The organism is Lentzea roselyniae, assembly GCF_039537795.1.
In the GTDB taxonomy this organism is placed as follows: Bacteria; Actinomycetota; Actinomycetes; order Mycobacteriales; family Pseudonocardiaceae; genus Lentzea; species Lentzea atacamensis.
The window spans coordinates 273449-294749 of sequence record NZ_BAABBE010000002.1 but is presented as its reverse complement, the minus strand read 5'-3'; the positions used below and the strand labels follow the sequence as shown (position 1 = coordinate 294749).

The window sequence follows — 21301 nt, the reverse complement described above, 5'->3', positions numbered from 1 at the left end:
CTCGATGTTGCACCAGGTGGTTACTTACCAGTGGTATGCGATACTGGCCGCCGACGAAGCGGAGAGGCATGGGCGAAGCGATCCTCAAACGCGAGCGGGTCCGCGACCACCTGCTCGAGCTCATCGAGACCCACCCGGCGGGAGCCCCGATTCCCGCCGAACGCGTGCTGTGCCAGCAGCTCTCGGTGTCCCGCCCCACCGTCCGCTCGGCCGTGGAGGAACTGGTCAACACTGGCCTGCTGGTCCGCCAGCACGGCCGCGGCACGTTCGTGGCGCGCGCCAAGATCACCCAGGAGATGGTGTCCGGCACCGGCTCCATGTCGCTGCCGCAGGCCGGCGGCAGCTGGGAGTCGCGCGTGCTCGAACACGCCCGCATCCCGGCCGGTGCGCGCGTCGGGCGCCGGCTGCGCCTCTCCCCCGCCGCCGAGATCCACTACATCGCGCGGCTGCGGCTCGTGGACGGGGAGCCGATGGCGCTGGAGTACCTGCACGTGCCCGCTTTCGTCGCCCCGGGGTTGACGTTGCACGACATGGAGTCCGGGGACTTCTACGAACGGCTGCGTGAGCACGGGGTGCACGTTCTCGAGGCGGTGCAGTCGATCGAGCCCACGGTGACCAACGAGTCCGAAGCGGCTCTGCTCTCGGTGCCCGTGCTGGCGCCGGCGCTGCTGTTCGAGCGGCTGACGACGGATGCCGAGGGACGGCAGGTGGAGTACGTGCACTCGATCTACCGGGGTGACCGGTATCGGATCGTGTCGCGGCTGACGCTGGGAGACTCGCCGCGCAACACGGTTGACGTGCAGGCCAGGGTGGGCAACGACCCGTTGGCGTAACACCGGATGGCCCCGCAGGGCCACCCGGCAGCACCCTGGTTACCGGTACGGCACCGCGAAGATGTGGCTCATGTCCGAGTCGTGCGTGGAAGTAGACCCGCGCGAGTCGGTCAGGTTCAGCGCGGTCCCCTGAATCCCGCCGGTCTCCCCACCCAGCCACTGCACCAGCACGTAGGCGTTGACCCGCGGAATGCACCCGTCCCCGGTGCGCACCTCGAAGTTCGGCTTGTGCAGCGGCACAACGATGTGGTGCACGTAGTAAGGCACATCAACGGTGGCGGAAGCAGACGAGTCCTGGTGGCACACCGACCCGTCGGCCTTCCACTGGTTGACCAAGAGCGTGAACCGGGCCCGCGAGGACTTCGCCTTGTCGCACGAGCTGTTGGGATGGCAGACCATGTACTCGTTGTCCCCGAACACGCTCAGCCCCTTGACGCCCGGCGCCAGGTCGAACATGGGCAGCAACGGCTCACGGGCGTCGGGGTTCGACGTGTTCAGGTGGATCACGCCCTGCGAGGTGCTCTTCTGCAGAGCCTCGCCACGCGTGTCGTTCTCGACCGACGTGTTGGCGAACCGCATCGACCCGCCGGCCAGGTACACGGTCGAGTTCTCGTAGCCGAGAGACGCTGTCCGCAGGTACGCCGTGCAGGTGACGTCAGCGGCGACGCCCGGATGCACGAGGAAGCGGGTCGTCAGCGTGACGTCCTCCCACTCCGGTTGCGTGCCGCCCTTCTTGTAGACGTTCTGCCCCATCACCATGTTCTTGCTGCCGCCCGCCCACCTGCAGACGACCTCGTTGTCGAACAGCGTGCGGATCGTCGCCGAGTTCACCCGCATCACCGAGACGATGTAGGCGGTCTGCGTGCTGCTCATGCGCAGCGAGACCTGGCCGAGCTCGACGACGTTCTGGTCGGAGGAACCGTCGCGCGGAACACCGGGCCCCAGCACGCTCCTGGGCTCGAAGCCGACGCTCGTCGAGGCCGCGGCGGTGGGGACGTGCACGACGGCCACCAGCGCGGTGGTCAGAACGGCCAGCAAGGACAGCGCTCTTCTCATGCCGTCCTGCCTAGCAGGCCGCTCTACACGTCCCCTACACGCCTCACAACCGGCGTAGATCGACCGCCTCCGCCATCGCCCGGTAGCCCGCGTCGTTGGGGTGCAGGTGGTCGCCGGAGTCGAACGAAGGCCGCAGGACCTCAGGGTCGGACGGGTCGCGCAGCGCCGAGTCGAAGTCCACCACGCCGTCGAAGATGCCCGCGGTCCGGATGAACGAGTTGACCTCCAGACGGATCGACTCGCGCTCGGGCGTGTAGGTCCGCCACCCCTTCCACGGTGCGATCGTGCCGGCGACGACCCGGACACCAGCGGCGTGGCTCCGTTCCACCACCTGCCGCAAAGCCATGATCAGCTGGGCGGCGGGCACCGAGTTCTGGATGTCGTTGATGCCCTCCATCAGCACGATCGTGCGGACTCCCGCCCTGGTCAGGGCGTCGCGGTCGAGGCGGGCGAGGCCGTTGGGGCCTGCGGTGGCGCTGGTGCCCTGGCTGGCCAGCCGGTTGGCGCTGATGCCCGCGTTCAGCACGCCGGACCGCAGTGCCGCGGGACGCTTCATCAGCCGGTCGAACAGCTGGTCCGGCCAGCGCAGGTTGGCGCCCCGCGTCGACCAGGCGCCGTCGGTGATCGAGTCGCCGAATGCCACCACCGCGCCACGGGCCTGCGAGGAGCGCACCTCGACACCGCTGACGTAGTGGAACGAGGTCGTGGCCGCGGCGAAGGGCGTGCCGGTCTCGTCCGAGGCGTGATCGCCGGTGGCGAAGTAGTTCGAGCGGTAGGCCTGCGGGTGGTACGTCGCGGGACCGGACTCGGAAGGCGTGTAGACGGTGACGGCGAGGTCGGCGTCCGGCGGTACGGTCAGCGTGACGGCGTCGCTCACCACCTCCGCGCCCGGCGGGATCGTCACCGACGGCACGCCGCCGAACGTCACCTCGCGCATCGTGAGAGGCACGATGCCGGCGTCCCCCGTGGACAGCGCCACCGTCACGTGGCCCATCAGGACCGGCGCGGTGCCGAAGGCGTTCGACAGCCGCACACGCGCCGCCTTGCCGCCGATGCTCGTGTGGACGACGTTGCGGATCGTCTTGTTCGGATGACCGGTGTCGGTCCCGGCCTGGGCACTGGCGGGCGCCGCCTGCCACGAGCCGATCCACTCCGGCGCGTGCCGGGAGGCCTCCGGAGCCGACGAGCCACCGACAACGAGTGCGAGCACCAGGCTCGCCAAGCCGACTTTCGCGGACATGCCACCACCCTCTGGCCGTGGCGGCGGCGAAGATCACGGTAGCTCATGCGGTGAAGCGGGCGGCCTCGCCGTCGATGAAGATCTGGGCGCGTTCGAGGGTGTGCGAGCCGTAGGTGCCGCCCGCGCGGGCGTCCAGCAACGCGTTCTGCTGCGCGTCCATCATCAGGCGTTGCAGCTCACGGCGCTGGTTCAGGTGGCTGTCCGGATCCTGTTCGGTCAGCATCCTCTCGATGGCCTCGGCGGTCGCGCCGCTGCGTTCGCGTGCCTGTTCGGGCAGCTCCGGGTCGAACGGTTTGCCGTTCTCGCGGACGAGCGCCGGACTCTCCAGCAACGCGCGCGTGGCGGCGATCAGCTCACCTGCGAGCCGCGCGTACTCACGGCGTGAGTGCTCCTCGTCGTTGCCTCGGATGCCCAGCCGGCGGATCACCAGCGGCAGCGAGCCGCCCTGCACGACCAGGGTGACGATCGCGACGGTGAACGCGATCAGGATCAGCTCGGCGCGGTGCGGCACGTCGGTCGGCAGCGACTGGGCGGCCGCCAGCGTGACGACACCGCGCATGCCCGACCAGGCGAGCACCACGCCGCCGCGCCAGCCGAGGCCTTCGCTGGCGTAGAAGTTGACGTCGGCCTGACGCCGTTGGAGGGCACGGGTGGCGCGGTCGAAGCGTTCCTCGCCGCCGGGGCGCGGGCCGCGCGCGGTGAAGCGGTCGACCAGCGTCTTGATCTTGCCGGTGAGGCGGTCCGCGCGGCGTTGCTGGTGGCGCAGCAGGGCGATCAGCGGGATCACGAACGCCACGCGCAGCACGACCAGCGCGGCGGTGGCCAGCAGGCCGGCGACGAGTGCCCTGGCCAGGCCGTCGTCCACGGCGCCGACGACCGAGGTCAGCTCGAAACCCATCAGCAGGAAGACGCCGTTCTCCAGCAGCAGCTGGATCGTGCGCCAGTTGGTGCGCTCGGAGATGCGGTCGTGCGCGGTGAACCGCTTCGCGCTCTGGTGGCCGGTGATCAGGCCCGCCGTGACGACCGCGATCACACCGGACGCGTGCACCTCCTCCGCCGGGATGAACGCGAGGAACGGCACCACGAACGAGATCGCGGTCGTGAGCACCGGCTGCCCCTGGATGCGCGACCGCACCCACACGGACACCACCCCGACGAATGCCCCGATCACGATGCCCAACGAGACGGCGCGCGCGAAGTCGCCGAGCGCGCTGCCGAACGAGACGGTGGCGGTGATCGCGACGATGGCGGTGCGCAGCAGCACGAGCGCCGTGGCGTCGTTGACCAGCCCCTCACCTTCGAGGATGGTGACGAGCCGCGGCGGCAACCCGAGCCGCTTGCCGATCGAGGTGGCCGCGACCGCGTCCGGCGGGCTGATCACCGCGCCGAGCGCGAGCGCGGTCGCGAACCCGATGTCCGGCAACAGCCACCAGATCAGCAGCCCTGTCCCGAACGCCGACCCCACCACCAGCAGCACCGACAGCGCCCCGATGGTCTTGAAGTCGCGCCTGAAGTCCACGACCGGCACGTTCACCGCCGCCGAGTACAGGATCGGCGGCAGCACGAGCCCGAGAATCCACTCCGGCTCCACGAAGACGTGCGGCGCGCCGGGCAGCTGACTGCACCCCATGCCGACGATCACGAGCAGCACGGGCGCCGCCACGCCCAGCTTCGGAGCGGCCCACGACACCGCCACGATGATCAGCACGGCCGCGACGGCGAGCAACGCCAGTTCTTGCATGACGTGCAGTTTGTCGGACGAGAACGGATCTTGCGCGTCAGGCCTGGGCCGGCAGCACGTGGCGTCCGTCGCGGTCCGTGCTCAGGCACAGCGAGCAGATCGTGCCGCCCAGCGCGCTGGCCGTCATGTCCGGCCGCTCGTAGGACTCACCGCACACCACGCAGTCGTACGGCGTCCCGCTCGGGTTGCCGTCGGCGTCGAGCACCGGCTCGTCGATGCCGTCGTCGGTGCGGCGCAGGTAGAAGCGGCCTCGGGTGAGCACCGCGAGCAACGGCGTCAGCACGATGGGGATGCCGACGGCGACCAGTGGCGAGTACGGCTGGATCGCGGCGCCGAAGAGTCCGAAGTAGACGGAGATGGAGAGGATCGACGACGCGAGGAACGACCCGACGCCGACCGGGTTGACCGCGTAGAGCATGCCGCGGCGGAACTCCGGCTGCTTCGGCGACAGCTTCAGCACGTACTTGTTGATCGCGATGTCCGTCGCCACGGTCACGACCCAGGCCATCGCGCAGTTGGAGTAGAAGCTCAGCAGCTTGTTCAGGAAGCTGAACATGTCCGCCTCCATCAGCACCAGCGCGATCGCGAGGTTCACCAGCACGAACACCAGCCGCCCCGGATACCGCCTGGTGACGCGCGTGAACGAGTTCGTCCAGGCCAGCGAGCCCGAGTAGGCGTTGGTGACGTTGATCTTCACCTGGCTGAGCACCACCAGCACCAGCGCCAGCGGCACGACCAGCCACGGCGGCATGAACTGCTTGAACACACCGGTGAACTGCTCGATCGGTTCGATCGCGGCCACCGCACCCACCGCGTCGAGCACGTAGACCGCCATGAACACGCCGATCGCCTGCTTGAGCGCCCCGAACACCACCCAGCCCGGTCCGGCGAGGATCGTCGCGGTCCACCACGCTCGCCGGTTCTCGCCGGTCCGCGGCGGCATGAACCGCAGGTAGTCGATCTGCTCGCCGATCTGCGCCATCAACGACAGACACACGCCGGCACCCAGCATCACCGCGGCCGTGCTCACACCCTTGTCCCCGTAGGCGAGCCAGCGGCTCACCGAGTCCGGGTCCGCGATCACCAGGTACAGCAGCGGCGCGACCATCAGCAGCAGCCACAACGGGTTCGTCCAGCTCTGCAGCTTGGCCAGCACCCTCATCCCGTAGATCACCAGCGGGATGATCACCAGCGTCGAGGCCAGGTACCCCAGCCACAGCGGCAGTCCCAGCGCGTACCGCAGGCCCTGCGCCATGATCGAGCCTTCGAGCGCGAAGAAGATGAACGTGAAGCTCGCGAAGATGACGCTCGTGAGCACCGACCCGTAGTAGCCGAACCCGGAGCCGCGGGTGATCAGGTCGAGGTCGATGTTGTACCGGGCGGCGTAGTAGGCCAGCGGAAACCCGGTCACGAAGATCACGATCGCCGCGAACGCGATGGCCAGCAACGCGTTCCCGGTGCCGTGCGTGAGGCCGATCCCAGCGCCGATCGAGAAGTCCGCCATGTAGGCGATCCCGCCCAGCGCCGACGCCCCGACCACCGAGGGCGTCCAGCGCCGGTACGTGCGCGGCGCGAACCGCAGGGTGTAGTCCTCGAGCGTCTCCTTGGACGCTTCACGGGACGGCGCTCGCACCTCGTCAACGGTCATGAGCCGTGACGCTAGGAACGCCGCGTTTCAGTCGATCACCACCTGTGTGACGACCACGTGACGCTCCCGTCTGCGGTCATGGATGATCTCGTGGCGTTCATGAAGGAACGCAGACGCGCCGACGAAGCCGCGGCAGCGGCGTGGGCAGAGCGTTCGGCGACGATCACGGCGTGGGCGAAGAAGGTCGCGACCCTGCTGACCCGTCACCAGATCCCCGCCGAACAGACGCTGTACGACCGGGCCGGTGAGAACAAGGTCCGGATCGCGTCCGGCTGGCTCGTGCTGACGACGAGGACCCCGAGCGCGGCGCATCCCGGCGTCCTCAAGGACGCCGGGATCCTCCTGACGCCGAGCGGTGAGCTCTGGCAGTACGACAACGAGTGGCCGATGTCGGCCCGCCTCACCCAGGCCATCCCCGCGTTCCGCACCGCGGAGGGTGCCGCGTTGATGGCCAGGTGCGAGTGGATCCTCGACAACGTGATCGAGGCGTTCGCGGACACGCTCGACCGGCACGCCATCGACATCACCGAGCTGGAAGCCCTTTAGCCCAGCTTCCAGATCCGGACGGTGTTGTCCGCGCCACCGGCCGCGATCCGCTCGCCCTTGGGGTCGAACGCCACGGTTTCGATCTGCCCGCCGGCACCGATGACAGTGGCACGGATCCTCTTGGACGCCACGTCCCACAGCTGGACGAAGTTGCCCAGCCCCCAGGCGGCGATAGTCTTGCCGTCCGGGTGGTACAGCGCATGCGTGATGGTCAGGCCGTCGTCGGCCCGGTCGAAGACGGCCTTGCTCTTGACGGTCTCCACGTCCCACAGCTGCATGCTGTTCGTGCCGTCGGCGTCGACGACCGCGAGGGTCTTGCCGTCCGGGGAGAACGACGCACCGCCGCCGGTCGAGTCGTTGATGGTCTTGACCGTCTTGCCGGTCGCGGGGTCGGACAGCCGGATCTCCTGGGACTTGGTGCCGCCGTTGGCCACCAGCTTGCCGTCCGGGCTGAACGCGAGGTCGAAGCCGCCGTCGCCATCGGGCAGGCCGATCTTCACCTTGCGAGTCACCACGTCCCACACCTTGATGCCACCGTGGTGGGTCACGCCGACCAGGGTCTTGCCGTCCGGGTGGAAGACGAGCGACTTCATGATGGACCGACTCTGCTCCAGCCCGCCGATCATCGAGCGGTCGGAGAGGTTCCACAGGTACGTGGTCGCGTCGCCGGTGCGGTTGCCGCCCGCCGCCAGGATCTTGCCGTCGGGGCTGATCGCCACCGCGTTCGCCGAGGCGCCGCCGGGGCCGTCCGGGTTCTTGACGGTGCCGATGAGCTTGCCGGTTTCGGTGTCCCACAGGCGAACCAGGGCGCCGTCGCGGCCGAGGCCGCCGTCGGCGCTGGCGAGCAGCTTGCCGTCCGGGCTCCACGCGATCGACGTGACCCTGTCCTTGTGGTCGGCCAGCTGGATGTGCTCGGTGATCTCCTCCGGCTGTCCCGCCTGGGCCACGGACGGGGTCGTCGACTCCTCGGAGCCGCCCTCCTTGTTGGAGGCGAGCTTGTTGTCGTCGGTGGACGGCAGGCCCGCGCCCGAACCGCTGTCGTCCTTCTTCGAGCCGAGCCACCACGCAGCACCGCCGCCGGCCACCGCGAGAGCGCCGCCACCCGCCAGCAGCAGCGTGCGTCTGCTGACACCGGACTTGTGCGCGGGCAGCACGACCGGAGCACCGGCCAGCAACGCGAATGCCTGGTCCACGGACGCGCGCTCGGCCGGGTTCTTGCGCAGCAACCCGCCCAGCAACGACGCGAGGTACCCGGCGCGCACCGGAGGCGGCGGCTCCTGGGTGAGCAGCATCGACAGCGTCGTCATGAAGTCCTGGCCCTGGAACGGCGGCCTGCCCTCCACGGCCGCGTACAGGGTGGCGCCGAGCGACCACATGTCGGTCGCCGGGGTGATCGGCGCGCCGGTGCCCTGTTCCGGCGCCATGTACGCGGGCGTGCCGACGATCGAACCGTCGGTGGTCAGCGGGACGTCTCCGGTGAGCCGCGCGATGCCGAAGTCGGTGATCACGACCCGATCGCCGGACAGCAACACGTTGGCGGGCTTGAGATCGCGGTGCACGATCCCGGCCTGGTGCGCCGCCCGCAACGCGCTCAGCATCGCGTTCGCGACGTGGGCGACCTGGTCGACGGGCAGCGCGCCGCGGGCCTTGATCGCGTCGGACAGGGAGCCGCCCCGCACGAACTCCATCACGATCATCGGCGTGCCGTTGTACTCGACGACGTCGTGCACCGTGACGATGCCGGGGTGGTTCAGCTGACCGGCCAGCTGTGCCTCACGCATGGCGCGCTGGCACAGCAACGCCCGCTGCTGCGCGTCGAGACCAGCGGGCAGCAGCAGTTCCTTGATCGCCACCTCGCGGCCGATGACCTCGTCACGGCCGAGCCACACCCGGCCCATGCCACCGGTGCCGATCACCTGAACGAGCCGGTAGCGCTGGGCCACCAGACTTCCCGTCGCATCTGTCACGGCGCGCAGCGTAGATGAGAACACGCTCCCGTTCGCGGGGATCCCTCAAGTTCGGGAAATACCGGAACTGTTGGCGTGCAAGAAACATCGTGCGTGTTCAATCGGTCTAGAATGGACCTGTCGCTAGTGGACTCTCGCGACCTCGATCCCGACTTCGCCGAACATCCGCAGCTTCCGCCTCCGCGTCGGCTCGACGGTGAACCCGGCCGCGGCGATCCGCTTCGCCACCGCGTCACCGACGTTGTCCCTCAGGTGCTCGCGGCTGTGGTCGTGCAGCACGGCGTCGGCGAGCACCAGCAGACCGTCCGGCCGCAGGACGCGGCGCACCTCGGCGAGCATCTCGTCCTTCGACGGCGTGTCCAGGTGGTGCAGCATCAGACTGGAGAAGACCCGGTCGAACGAGTCGTCGGGGAACGCCAGCTCCTGCGCGTACCCCCGGTCCAGCCGTGCCCTGAGTCCCGCCCGGCGAATCTTGCGCTCCGCCCTCGCCAGCATCTTCAGATCCGGGTCCACGCCGAAGAGCTCGACGTCACGATGCCGCTTTCCGGTGGACCGCAACAGGTTCCCGGTCCCGCAGCCCACGTCGAGCACGCGGTGCCCGGCCCGCAGCCCCGCCACCGTGATCATCTGCTGGTGCACGCCGTGCAGCCCGGCCACCCTGTGCACCACGTCGTAGAGCGGCATCAGGTAGTGCTTCCCCAGCCCTGGCAGGTAGTCCCTCTCCTGGGACGATATTTCGGTCATGTCTCCATTCTGACCTGGCCAACACCAACGTTCCCGTGGCGATCTGTGGTTTGAATGGGATGATTTGACGGTGCGAACCCGACGAGCTCCGCTGAAGGGTGACGAGCCCGCGACCTACCGGTGGCAGCCGGTGCCCGGCGAGCTGTCCGTGGCCGCCATGCCTCTCGGCCACGCCGCCGACGTCAACGGCGCCCACGAGGCGCACTCGCACGACTTCCCCGGTCTGGCCTACTTCTGGGCGGACGGCGGCATCGTGCGCACCGGGAGACAGGTGAGGCACGTCGAGGCCGGCGACCTGTTCGTGATCGCGCCCGGCGACGTGATGGGCCAGGCGCAGCGCGACGACCTCGTCGGCGCACGGGGCTGGGGCGTGTTCTTCACCGCCGACGCGCTCGGCACGGACACTCCCGGCGCGCACCTGGCGTGGCGCACCCATCCGCTGCTGTTCCCGTTCGTCCGCGGCGGCGCGACCGGAGCGTTGCGGCTCAAGGTGCCTCCGCGGGACCGGGACGAGTGGACCACCCGCATCGAGGCGCTGCACGACGAGCTGGCCCACCGCCGCGAGGGTTACCGGGAGGCCGTGTCGGCGCATCTGGTGCTGCTGCTGGTCGGGGTGTCCCGGCTGGCCGCGGACGTCGTCGGCGACCTGCGCGAGAACGCCGAGCCCCTGCTCGCCGAGGTGTTCGACGTGATCGAACAGCGGTACCGGGAACCGTTGTCCCTGCGCGAGGTCGCGGCCGCCGTGCGCATCTCCCCCGGCCACCTGACGTCCACGGTGCGCAGGCGGACCGGCCGCACGGTGCAGGGGTGGATCACCGAACGCCGGATGGTCCAGGCGCGGCGTCTGCTGGCCACGACCGAGCTGCCGATCAGCGACATCGCACGGCAGGCGGGCTTCCCGGACGCCGGGTACTTCGCGAGGACGTTCGGCAAGCTGCACGGGATGAGCCCGAGCGGCTGGCGGAGCGTGAACGTCCTCTGAACTCCTGTGAACGACCCGGCAAGACCGTGGTGGTTTGCCCGGTTCGTCCCTCCCGGTCGTGGCACTGTCGAGATCATGACCGGCGGCGCCAAGGCGGACAACAGAAGTGACCTCGGACAGCGGTTCCACGCGCTGATGGAAGTCGTCGTGAGGTGGCTGCCGTTCGGACTCTCGAAGATCGTCGCGCCGAGCCTGCTGGGCTTCGCGCTGATCAACGGGTTCACGTTCGCCGTCGACCTGGTGCTGCTCACGGTGTTCCGCAGCGGCATGGGCCTGCCGGTGCCGGTCGCGTTCACCGTGGCATACGTGCTCGCGTTCGGCCTGAGCTTCGTGCTCAACCGCGCGCTGAACTTCCGCTCGCACGCGCCCGTCGGCCCGCAGGCAGGCCTGTACGCCGTGGCGATCCTGATCAACTACCTGGCGTTCATCCTCGGCGTCGGCAGCGCGCTGGCCGCGATCGGTGTCCAGTACCACCTGTCCCGCATCGTCGCCGGCGCCTGCGAGGCAGCCTTCATGTACAGCGTGATGCGGTGGATCATCTTCCGCGACGCGAAGTAGCGGCTACTGCAGGTAGCCCTCGACCTCACCGACGGAACGGGTGGACACGTCGTCCGCGTCCCGACCCTGCGAACGAGCCGACCGCCGTCGCCGCAGCAGGTCCCAGCACTGGTCGAGGGCTTCCTCCAGCGCGCGCAGCCTCGCGTGCTCCTCGTCCGTGGTGATCTCACCGGCCGCTAGCTGCTCACGCAGCCTGTGCTCCTCGTCGACCAGTTCGTTGATGCGGCCCAGCACGTTCTCGTCGCTCATCTACGCCTGTCCCGTCTCGAAGCGGCTGACCTTTCCCGACTCTACGACGAACCGCCAGTACGTGCGCATCTCTCCCCAGGTGTCGTTGCGGTACCGGATGATCAGCGACTTCCCACCGTCGGACTCGGACTCGACCTCCATGTGCCCGTTGTCGTCGAAGATCTCCTTGGCGGTCCACGCGCGGAGGTCGCGGTCCGTGCCGTCGTCGGACATGGTCGCGTCCGGCGTGAGCAGCTCGAAGAACGCGTCCTCGTCGCCCGCGTTCACGGCGGCGATGAACGCGTTCACGGTCGGATCACTGGTCATGGCGATGTCCCTTCTGCAGGTCCTGCGCCCAGTGTTGTCGCAACAGGACGGATCCCGCAGTCCCAGAAGGGATCATGGCTGACATGGACATGTCCCACGGTGCGCGTCTGGCCGCCCACACCGCCGTCTCCACGGCGCTGTCCCTGTTCAGCGATCGTGAACTGCGCGACCTCGTGGACCACGCCGAACCGCTGGGGTCCGGCATCGGCGGGCCGACGGCGCTGCTGGACATCGGCGGCACCCCGGTCTTCGTCAAGCGGATCCCGCTGACCGACCTGGACCTGCGGCCGGAGAACACCAGGTCAACGGCGAACCTCTTCGAGCTACCGGCCTTCTGCCACTTCGGTGTCGGGATCATCGGAGGGCCGGGCTTCGGCGCGTGGCGGGAACTGGCCGTGCACACCATGACGACGAACTGGGTGCTCGGGCAGGAGTACGAGGGCTTCCCGCTGACGTACCACTGGCGGGTGCTCCCGCACACCGGGCAGTCGCTGCCCGAGGAACTGGCCGACGTCGAGAAAGCGGTCGCCTACTGGGAAGGCGCACCGGAGGTACGTCAGCGGATCGAGGCTCTGCGGGACTCCACGGCGAGCATCGCGCTGTTCCTCGAGTACCTCCCGCAGAACCTGCACGACTGGCTGGGTGCCCAGGTCGAAGCCGGTGACGAGGCCACCGAGAGCGCCTGCGCCATGGTCGAGGCGCAGCTGCAGGCCGGGATCTCGTTCCTGAACGCCCGTGGTGTGCTGCACTTCGACGGTCACTTCCAGAACATCCTGACCGACGGTGAGCGCCTGTACTTCGCGGACTACGGCCTCGCGATCTCGTCCCGGTTCGACCTGTCCGAGGACGAAGCCCGCTTCTTCGCCGAGCACCGGGCCTACGACCGGCACTACACCGCCACACACCTGGTGATGTGGCTCATCGCCGCTCTGTACGGGCACAAGGGGGACGACTTCACCGCGTTCGTCCGCGCCTGTGTCCGAGGGGAGCTCCCGCCGGGAGTTCCGCCGCGGGTCGCGGCGATCCTCACCCGCCACAGCCCGATCGCCGAAGTGATGACGGACTTCTACCGCCGGTTCCAGCGGGAGAGCAGGCAGACCCCGTTTCCGGCAAGCCTCCAGGGCAACTAGACCCGGTCTCCACGGTGCCGTGGGTGACACCGTGCGCGGCAAGCCGGGCCAACGTCTCGGTTGAACGCGGTCCCGCTCACCCCGAACGTGACCATCGACCCGCCCACCCGTTCCGCCGCACCATCGACCTGGCGAGGTCACTCACACATCACGCTGTGCAGGTCCAGCCTGGTCCACTCCTCTCGAGTCTGCTCATGAGGAGTGGACCAGGATGTGACCAGAACTCATCGCACTAGCTGCTGCGGGGCAGGATCACGGTTGACGGTGGGACGGAACGGCTGACGCCGACGATCCAGACCCCCAGGCCGGACCGGCGGCGTCTCGGTGAGATCAGCACACCTCCGAGCGTTGTCCCAGGCCCCGCACCGGGAAAGACGTTCGGACGACCCCGGACACATCCGGACAGCCGGTCAGGTCCTCCAGTCCGAGCAGTTCGTCGTGTCCGGTCCCACGCACACCCGCGCCGAGAACGAGTCCATGGACGGGGCGAAGGGCCAGCGGACCTCTGTCGTCGCGCCTGCACCCGAGACGCGGGCGAGCTCCTTCTCGCCCGCCTCCCACCGCACCCACAGGGAGGCGTCCTGGCCGTCGTCCGCGGTGTCCTTCAGGTAGGACAGCTGCGGGTCGATGAACGGCAATCGGTCGAACCACTTGCCCTTCACGGTCGCCTCGGCACCGGTCATGGCGGGTGCCACGGCGAAGTAGCACTGACCGCCGGAACCGGGGTCGTACACGGGGTCGCCGATGCACCTGTCGGCGTGCGCGGCGGGCGTGGCGCACATGCCGAGAGCCAGGGCGGCGATCAGTGACGCGGACAGCTTCTTCACCGTCAGCCCACCCACCTGGAGCAGTTGTCCTCACCGGGGCCGAGGCACACCCGCACCTGGAACCAGTCGACGAACACACCGGCAGGCGACTCCCACACGACCTCTGTTTTCGCGTTGAGCCCCGACGCGACGGCGATGGGTTCTGTCTGCTTGGCGCCGTTCCACTTGCCGTACAACACCCACAGGTGGACATCGAGGCCGTCGTCGGCGGTGTCCTTGACGTAGGACGGATAACCCAGCTCAACCGTGTACTTGGTGTCAAAACGGCCGACCGCAGTGGCTTCGGTGCCGGGCAGGTCGGTGTACGCGACGAACTTGCCGGGACACGCCGAGCCGGGATCGTAAACGGGATCGCAGCCGGCCTGGGCGGTCGGCACGGCGACCGCGCCGAGTGTCAGGGCAGCGGCCATCGACACAGCAAATCTCTTCATCAGTTCCCCCTCTGACCACGGATGTACCAAGCGCCGTGGCGGCTCACAAGCCGTTCGGACGATCCCGGACACCCCGGTAGCCGGCCCTCGTCAGCACCTCGTCGGCCCGCAGCCCGGTCTCCGAGGCCGCCGCCGCATCACCGTGTGCCTCGTACGCCCTGGTCAGAGCAACGAGCGCAAGCCCGGCCAGGATGCTCTGACCGGTGGCGTCCGCACGTTCGTGCGCCTGCGAGGCGTCCCGCACGGCGGCATCGGCGTCGCCGGCGGCGAGGTCCAGCCAGGCCAGTTCGACCAGCGCGTCCGCCACGCCGTGGCCGTAGCCGATCGCGACCGCTCTGCGCCACGCCTGGCGCAGGTCGTCGCGGCTGCCGCGGACCGCGGCGGCTGTGATCAGGGCGTCGATCTCCACCCGGCCCAAGCCCTTGGCCAGCGAAAGTGCCTGTTCCGCGCACCGCAGCGCCTCCTGTGGCCGTCCGGCGTCGCGGTGCACGCGGGCGAGGTCGTCGAACGCGGCGGCCTCGCTGACCCGGTCCTCGTGGTCGTGGTTGAGCTGCTGGGCCCGGCGCAGGAAGTGCGCGGCCCGGTCGAGGTCGCCGAGGTAGCGGTGCACGACGCCGAGCGCGCCGAGCGAGTTCGCGGCGGACCTGGTCTCGCCGATCTCCTCCCGCAGCTCCACGGCCAGCTGGAGATCCGCCGCGGCCTCGACCAGCCGGCCCAGCCGCATCTCGGTCAGGCCGAGATTGCCGAGCGAACGCGCGCGCCTGGCGGTGTCGCCGATCTCGCCGTAGAAGGTCAGCTCGCGGCGGAAGCAGTCGGCCGCCTGATCCAGCGACCCGAGCTCCGAGTAGACGGCGCCGAGGTTGCCGAGCGTGCTGAACTCGCGGAACCGGTCCCCCGCCGCCCGGCTGAACTCGACGGCCTGCTCGAAGTGCGTGGCCGCGGCCCGGTGGTCACCCGCGCCCCAGTGCGCCGTGCCGAGCGACAGGTGCATCGCCGCGGCCGCACCGGGGTGCTGTGCGGCCGCGGCGAGGCCCACGCGGGCGACGGCCAGCCATTCCGCGGTGTGGCGGCGCAGCCAGTAACACCCGCGCAGCGCGTCGGTCAGCAGCCACGCCATCGGCGCCTGTCCCAGCGACTCGGCGCGTTCGATCGCGGTGACCAAAGTGGACCGTTCCGCGTCGAACCACTGCAACGCCTCGGTCGCGTTGGCGAACGTGTGCTGTGGCGTGATGGTCGCGAGCACCGAGAAGTCCGGGCGCACCGCGCGTGCCGCCGCGACCGCCAGGTCCAGGTACTGCGCGTAGAGACGGCCGATCGACTGGCCGGCGTCGCTTTCCTCTGCGGCACAACGCTCACGCGCGTAGAGGCGCAGCAGGTCGTGCAACCCGTACCGGCCGGCGGACCTGACCTCGACCAGGTGCGCGGTGACCAGCGTGCGCAGTGCCGCGTCAGCATCCGGACGGCCGAGCAACGCCGCCGCGGCACGGGCGGGCAGCTCCGGACCCGGGGCCGTGCCCATGCGGCGGAACAGCTTCCGTGCCAACGGGTCCAGCGCCGCGTAGGAGTGGTCGAACGTCGTGCGCACCGCGGCGTCCTCGTCGCCCTCCACCTCCAGCGCGGTGAGGCGGTCGCCCGCGGTCAGCTCCGCCATCAGCTCCGCGATCGTCTGATGTGGACGGTCGGCGAGGTTCGCCGCGGTGATCCGCAGGGCGAGCGGGAGGTAGCCGCAGAGCCGCACGAGCTCGTCGACGGCGCGCTCCTCGCGCAGCACGCGCTCCGCGCCCAGCACGCTGATCACCACCGCCGGTGCTTCCTCGGGGGTGAGCACACCGAGCTCCAGACGGTGCGCGCCGTCGCGGGCGACGAGCCCGGCGAGGCGATCACGGCTCGTCACGACGGTCAGGCAGCCCGGCCCGCCCGGCACCAGCGGTCGCACGTGGGCGGCGCTCGGCGCGTTGTCGACCATGACCAGCACGCGCTTGTCCGACGTGATCGACCGGTACACGCCGACCATCGCGTCCTGCTGCAGCGGGATCTCCTCGCCGGGCACGCCGAACGCGCGGATCGCCAGCGCCAGCGCCTGGTCGGGGGTGACCGGCGGCCCGGACGAGTAGCCGCGCAGGTCCAGGTAGAGCTGACCGTCCGGAAACCGGCTCGCCACCTGGTGCGCCCACTGCACGGCCAGAGCGGTCTTGCCGACGCCGGGAATCCCGCACACGACCGCGAGCCGGCTGCCACCCTCCAGCAGCGCGGTCAGCTCCTTGAACGCCTTGGCGCGGCCGGTGAAACCCGGCACGGCCGCCGGCAGCTGCCGCGGCACCGCGGCCGGGACGCGGGCCGGTTCCGACTGCACCCGGCGCCACGCGGCGAGCCACGGCTCGGCCTCGTCCTCCGTCACGCTGAACGCCCGCAGCAGCCCGCGGAACACCTCCAGCGTCGGCGCGGTCTTCCTGCGCGGGTTGAGCGCGTCGGCCAGTGTGCTGCGGGCGAGCCCCGACAGCTTCTCCATCTGCCGCAGCGACGGGTTTCCCGCCCACACCTTCAGCGCGCGCAGCTGAGCGATGAGCTCGTCGAGCGCGTGCGCATCGTCAGGTCTCGGGCCGGTGGACACGTCAGCAAGCCTAATGATCGCGCGATCGTGGCGGAGTGTTTGGCGTTTCCGGCCGCAGGTCATCCCCCTGACGTGCATCTGCCAGGGTTGCTGAGGGATCTCGCCGGGCTGCGGCGCAGGCAGGTCTGGGCACGGCAGGGGCGGCTGCACGTCGAGGTGCACGGCCTCGACACGCCGCACGCCCGGCGCCTGATCAAGGAGGTCGAGCAACGGCTCGAGAACCTCGACGGCGTGCTGTGGGCACGGGTCAACGCGCCCGCGCAACGCGTCGTCGTCGCCGTCGACTCGCCAGGGCCGCGCCGGGACGAGCTGATCCGGATCATCGAGCGGGCCGAGCGCCACGCCGCCGAACACAGCGACGAGGAACCGTGCGAGGAGCTGCATCACCCCTGTGAGGGACCCGCCACCCGGCAGACCGTGTCGGCGCTGGCCGCGGACGCCGTCGGGCTCGGGCTGTCGGCGCTGACCAGGCTGACGCAATGGGTGCCGCTGCCCACCGAGATCGCCGCGCTCGGATCGATCTTCCAGCACCACCCCCGGTTGCGGAGCCTCGTGGGCAAGGAGCAGTCGGACTCGGTGCTGCCGCACGTGTCCGCCCTGGCTCAGGGCCTCGCGGCCGGTGGCGAGGGCATCCTGCTCGACGGCGCCGAACGGATCGCGCAGATCCGCGAGGCCCGTGCCTACCGCAAGGCGTGGAACAAGGCCGAACCGACGCTGGTCGCCGGGCCCGAGCACGCGGCGGGCGAGCCGGTGCTGCAGCCCCGGCCGGCCAAGCTGCCCCAGGACCCGGTCGACCGGTATGCCGAACGGGCGATGGGCGTCGGCGCGCTCGCAGCCGGTGCGGCCGTGCCGTTCTTCGGGCCCCGGCGCGCGCTGGCGCTCGGGCTCGCCAGCACGCCCAAGGCGCCCGCCGCGGCACGGGAGGGCTTCGCGACCTACCTCGGGCGGATTCTCGCCAAACGCGGTGTGATCGTGATGGATCGCGGTGTGCTGCGCAGGCTCGGGCAGATCGACACCGTCGTGCTCGACGAGCGGGCGCTGCGCACGGGCCACACCGAGCTGACCGACGTCGTGCCGATGGCCGGGGCCGATCCGCGCGAGATCGCGGCGGTGGCGTTCGAGCTGTTCGACCCGCAGGCGCCTGACGAGGTGCAGGAGGCCGACAGGTGGCGGCTCGGGCCGTTGGAGGGCACCCGCGGCAAGCAGGGGGCGCAGCGGCTGCGCAAGCGCGGTGCCGACGACGTGCTGGGGCTCTCGAAAGGACAGAAGCTGCTGGCCGTGGTCGGGGTGTCGGCCCAGCACGCGCACGGCGTGCAGGCGATCGCCGCCGCCGCGCGCAGGGCCGGCGCGCGAGTCGTGCTGGCCGCCGACGGCCCGAACGGCAAGTTCGCCTTCGTCGACGACGTCGTGCCCGGTGGAGCGGAGCTGACGGGGTCGGTGCGGTCGCTGGAGGAAAACGGCGGGGTCGTGCTGCTGCTGTCCGGTGACCGGCGGGCGCTGGGTGCGGCCGACTGCGGGCTCGGGGCCTTCCGCGCGGGTGAGCCGCCCGCGTGGGGCGCGCATGTGCTGGTGGGACACGACTTCGAGGCCGCCGCGCTGGTGATCGACGCGGTCGGCGTGGCGTCACGGGTGGACTCGGACGGCATCAAGCTCGCCGCGGGTGGTTCCGGGGTCGGTGCGGTGGCGGCCGTGCAGGGAACGGCTCCACGTGCGGCCTCGCGGGGACTCTTCGCGGGCAACGCGGCCGCGGCGATCGGGTTCGCGCTCGGGCATTGGCGCGCTCACCAGCTGCTTTCCCGGCCCATCTCGCCACCGGTCAGCACCACGCCGTGGCACCTCATGCCCGTCGACGTGGTGTTGGAGCGCCTCCAAGCCGACGTCGAAGGGCTGGACGGCAAGGAGGCGCAGCAGCGGGCCCGTGCGTCCGGCACCGGTCAGGAACCGCTCGGGCTGAGCCTCTGGCAGGCGTTCGTCGAGGAGCTCGCGAACCCGCTGACCCCCGTCCTCGCGGTGGGTGCGGCACTGGCGGCGGCAGTCGGCTCACCGATGGACGCGGGGCTGGTCGCGGCCATCACCGGGGCGTCCGCGCTGGTCGGGAGCGTGCAGCGGGTGCAGACCGACCGTGCGCTCGCCGACCTGTTCAAGCTGTCCGCGGTGGGGGCGTGCGTCCGCCGTGACGCCACGGAGATCACCGTGGCGGCCGGCGACCTGGTGCCGGGCGACGTCGTGGTGCTGCGGTCGTCCGACGTCGTGCCCGCGGACTGCCGGATCATCGAGGCCACCGCGCTGGAGGCCGACGAGTCGTCGCTGACCGGCGAGTCGCTGCCGGTGGCCAAGGACAGCGCTCCGGTGGTCGCCGCGGACATCTCCGCGCGCAGCTCGATGCTGTACGAGGGCACGACCATCGCGACCGGCAACGCGATCGCCGTGGTCGTGGCCACCGGGATGGCGACGGAGGCCGGGCGCAGCATGGCCACCGCGCGCCAGCACACGCCGACCGGTGGCGTCGAGTCACGGCTCGAGTCGCTCACCCGCACGGCCATGCCACTCGCGCTGGGTGCGGCCGCCGCGGTCACCGGATCCGGTCTGCTGCGCGGGATTCCGCCGCAGGAGACGCTGAGCGCCGCGGTCAACCTCGCTGTCGCGTCGGTGCCGGAGGGTCTGCCGTTCCTCGTCAACGCCGCCCAGCTCGGTGCGGCCAGGCGCCTGGCCGATCACGGCGCGCTGGTCAGGAACCCGCGCACGATCGAAGCTCTGGGACGCGTCGACGTGCTGTGCTTCGACAAGACGGGCACGCTGACCGAGGGCAGTCTGAGCCTCGCCAGGGTGGGCACCGCCGACCGGCACGCCGAGGTGTCCTCTTTGGACGGATCGCTGCGGGACGTGCTGGGTGCCGCGATTCGAGCCACGCCCGCCGCGCGCAACCGTGAGGAGCTGGAGCACCAGACCGACCGGGCCGTGCTGACGGGCGCGCGCAAGGCACGGGTCGGCGTCCGGACGGGTGCCCGTTCGTGGCGGCGCACGGCCGACCTGCCGTTCGAGCCGTCACGCGGCTACCACGCGACCATCGGCACGATCGGCAAGCGGACCCTGCTCAGCGTCAAGGGCGCACCCGAGATCGTGCTGGCGCGGTGCTCCCTGGACGAGGGCTCACGCGCCGCGATCAAGGACCGCATGGAACAGCTGGCCGGATCGGGTCACCGCGTGCTGGCCGTGGCCGAGCGCGTCGCCGACGACATCGAGCTGGACGACGAGGCGGTGCGGGACCTGAAGTTCCGCGGGTTCGTCGCACTCGCCGACCCGGTGCGCGACAGTGCCGCTCCCGCCGCCGAACAACTCGCCGCCGCGGGCGTGAAGGTCGTGATGATCACCGGTGACCACCCGGCCACCGCGGACGCGATCGCCTCGACAGTGCATCCCACCGAGGACCAGCGCGTGATCACCGGCTCGGAGCTCGACGAGCTCGACGACGACAAGCTCGCCACCGCACTGTCCGAAGTGGACGTTATCGCCCGCTGCAGCCCCACCCACAAGGTCCGGATCATCCAGGCCTACCAACGGGTCGGGCGCACGGTCGCGATGACCGGCGACGGCGCCAACGACGCTCCGGCGATCCGCCTGGCCGACGTCGGCATCGCGCTCGGCCGGCGCGGCACCCCGGCCGCTCGCAGCGCGGCCGATCTCGTGGTCACCGACGACCGCCTGGAGACGATCACCGCCGCCGTGCTGGAAGGCCGGGCGATGTGGTCGTCGGTGCGCGAGGCACTGGCGATCCTGCTCGGCGGCAACCTCGGCGAGATCGGCTTCAACGTCCTCGCCGCACTGATCACCGGCCGGTCTCCGCTGAACGCGCGGCAGATCCTGCTGGTGAACCTGCTGACCGACCTCGCGCCCGCGCTGGCCATCGCGTTGCGCCCGCCCAAGGCCGATCAGATGGAGAGCCTGCTCCACGAAGGACCCGAGACGTCGCTGGGTGGTCAGCTCGACCGCGACATCATGTTGCAGGCGCTGACGACGACGTTCGGCGCGAGCACGGCGTGGGCCATCGCGCGGCTCACCGGCCGGTCGCGGCGGGCGAGCACGGTGGCGCTGGCCGCGCTGGTGGGCACTCAGCTGGGACAGACGCTCGTCACGGGCGGGTTGGACCGGCGGGTGCTCGGCGCGAGCCTGGGTTCGGCGGCGGCGCTGGCCGCGGTGATCCAGACGCCCGGCGTGAGCGGGTTCTTCGGCTGCACACCGCTCGGACCTGTCGGCTGGAGCATCGCGGCGGGAGCGACGACGACCGCGACCGCGCTGAATGCTCTGCTGTCAAAGGTTCTCCGCAGGTGAATTCCTTCGGTTGGCCGACGAAATGGTCCAACCACTTGTTTACACTCGTGAACCGGGCCGCCGATCCCGCTGTGCGAACACCTTCGTGTTCGCCGCCTCCGCC

The 21301-nt window shown here is 70.3% G+C and carries 17 protein-coding genes; 6 read left to right on the top strand and 11 right to left on the bottom strand.

The window, feature by feature from the left end; genetic code table 11:
* The first annotated feature begins 68 nt into the window (after positions 1-68).
* Positions 69-833 (top strand): GntR family transcriptional regulator, encoded by a 765-nt coding sequence (locus ABFX45_RS04275; protein WP_109636676.1) that lies wholly within the window; start codon positions 69-71, stop codon positions 831-833.
* Between the two features lie 39 nt (positions 834-872).
* On the opposite strand, the gene ABFX45_RS04270 is transcribed toward ABFX45_RS04275, so the two are convergent.
* From ABFX45_RS04270 to ABFX45_RS04255, 4 genes are read right to left on the bottom strand one after another with little or no spacing between them, the layout of a single operon-like run.
* Positions 873-1889, bottom strand: a complete 1017-nt coding sequence (locus ABFX45_RS04270; RefSeq protein ID WP_346127747.1) for a hypothetical protein — start codon at positions 1887-1889, stop codon at positions 873-875.
* 43 nt (positions 1890-1932) lie between these two features.
* Complete coding sequence (locus ABFX45_RS04265; RefSeq protein WP_346127745.1) at positions 1933-3129, bottom strand: SGNH/GDSL hydrolase family protein; 1197 nt, start codon at positions 3127-3129, stop codon at positions 1933-1935.
* A 43-nt stretch (positions 3130-3172) separates the two neighbouring features.
* Positions 3173-4870: a cation:proton antiporter gene (locus tag ABFX45_RS04260; RefSeq protein ID WP_346127743.1), complete on the bottom strand. Its 1698-nt coding sequence runs from the start codon at positions 4868-4870 to the stop codon at positions 3173-3175.
* 37 nt (positions 4871-4907) lie between these two features.
* Entirely contained in the window at positions 4908-6518 is a 1611-nt protein-coding gene (locus ABFX45_RS04255) for a purine-cytosine permease family protein (RefSeq protein ID WP_346127741.1), read from the bottom strand.
* A gap of 78 nt (positions 6519-6596) precedes the next feature.
* Here ABFX45_RS04255 and ABFX45_RS04250 point away from each other — a divergent pair, with 78 nt between their 5' ends.
* Positions 6597-7064, top strand: coding sequence for a hypothetical protein (locus tag ABFX45_RS04250; protein ID WP_146231547.1), 468 nt, complete (start codon positions 6597-6599; stop codon positions 7062-7064).
* Here ABFX45_RS04250 and ABFX45_RS04245 read toward each other — a convergent pair.
* Together ABFX45_RS04245 and ABFX45_RS04240 are read right to left on the bottom strand one after the other, a co-directional pair.
* Positions 7061-9031 carry a WD40 repeat domain-containing serine/threonine protein kinase gene (locus ABFX45_RS04245; protein ID WP_146231546.1) on the bottom strand — a complete coding sequence of 657 codons (1971 nt, stop codon included), beginning with the start codon at positions 9029-9031 and terminating at the stop codon, positions 7061-7063. The genes ABFX45_RS04250 and ABFX45_RS04245 overlap by 4 nt on opposite strands.
* Positions 9032-9154: 123 nt before the next feature.
* Positions 9155-9775: a class I SAM-dependent methyltransferase gene (locus ABFX45_RS04240; RefSeq protein WP_109636669.1), complete on the bottom strand. Its 621-nt coding sequence runs from the start codon at positions 9773-9775 to the stop codon at positions 9155-9157.
* Positions 9776-9845: 70 nt separating this feature from the next.
* Between ABFX45_RS04240 and ABFX45_RS04235 the strand changes: the two genes are divergently transcribed.
* Entirely contained in the window at positions 9846-10757 is a 912-nt protein-coding gene (locus ABFX45_RS04235) for an AraC family transcriptional regulator (protein WP_346127737.1), read from the top strand.
* A 75-nt stretch (positions 10758-10832) separates the two neighbouring features.
* Positions 10833-11315, top strand: coding sequence for a GtrA family protein (locus ABFX45_RS04230; protein WP_428834074.1), 483 nt, complete (start codon positions 10833-10835; stop codon positions 11313-11315).
* A gap of 3 nt (positions 11316-11318) precedes the next feature.
* On the opposite strand, the gene ABFX45_RS04225 is transcribed toward ABFX45_RS04230, so the two are convergent.
* Both ABFX45_RS04225 and ABFX45_RS04220 read right to left on the bottom strand, forming a co-directional pair.
* On the bottom strand, positions 11319-11564 hold the full coding sequence (locus ABFX45_RS04225; protein WP_109636666.1) for a DUF2630 family protein: 246 nt from the start codon (positions 11562-11564) through the stop codon (positions 11319-11321).
* Positions 11565-11870: a nuclear transport factor 2 family protein gene (locus tag ABFX45_RS04220; protein WP_346127735.1), complete on the bottom strand. Its 306-nt coding sequence runs from the start codon at positions 11868-11870 to the stop codon at positions 11565-11567.
* Between the two features lie 74 nt (positions 11871-11944).
* Between ABFX45_RS04220 and ABFX45_RS04215 the strand changes: the two genes are divergently transcribed.
* On the top strand, positions 11945-13000 hold the full coding sequence (locus tag ABFX45_RS04215; protein WP_346127733.1) for a hypothetical protein: 1056 nt from the start codon (positions 11945-11947) through the stop codon (positions 12998-13000).
* A gap of 410 nt (positions 13001-13410) precedes the next feature.
* On the opposite strand, the gene ABFX45_RS04210 is transcribed toward ABFX45_RS04215, so the two are convergent.
* Genes ABFX45_RS04210 through ABFX45_RS04200 form a run of 3 tightly spaced genes read right to left on the bottom strand, consistent with a single transcriptional unit; the run spans position 13411 to position 16869 of the window.
* A complete protein-coding gene (locus ABFX45_RS04210) occupies positions 13411-13827 on the bottom strand; it encodes a hypothetical protein (protein WP_346127731.1) in 417 nt (138 codons plus the stop codon).
* Positions 13828-13829: 2 nt separating this feature from the next.
* Positions 13830-14258, bottom strand: coding sequence for a hypothetical protein (locus ABFX45_RS04205; protein WP_146231544.1), 429 nt, complete (start codon positions 14256-14258; stop codon positions 13830-13832).
* Between the two features lie 43 nt (positions 14259-14301).
* Positions 14302-16869, bottom strand: a complete 2568-nt coding sequence (locus ABFX45_RS04200; protein WP_346127729.1) for an ATP-binding protein — start codon at positions 16867-16869, stop codon at positions 14302-14304.
* Between the two features lie 72 nt (positions 16870-16941).
* On the opposite strand from ABFX45_RS04200, the gene ABFX45_RS04195 reads away from it, so the two are divergent.
* Positions 16942-21198 carry an HAD-IC family P-type ATPase gene (locus ABFX45_RS04195; protein ID WP_346127727.1) on the top strand — a complete coding sequence of 1419 codons (4257 nt, stop codon included), beginning with the start codon at positions 16942-16944 and terminating at the stop codon, positions 21196-21198.
* The last annotated feature ends 103 nt before the right edge of the window (positions 21199-21301 follow it).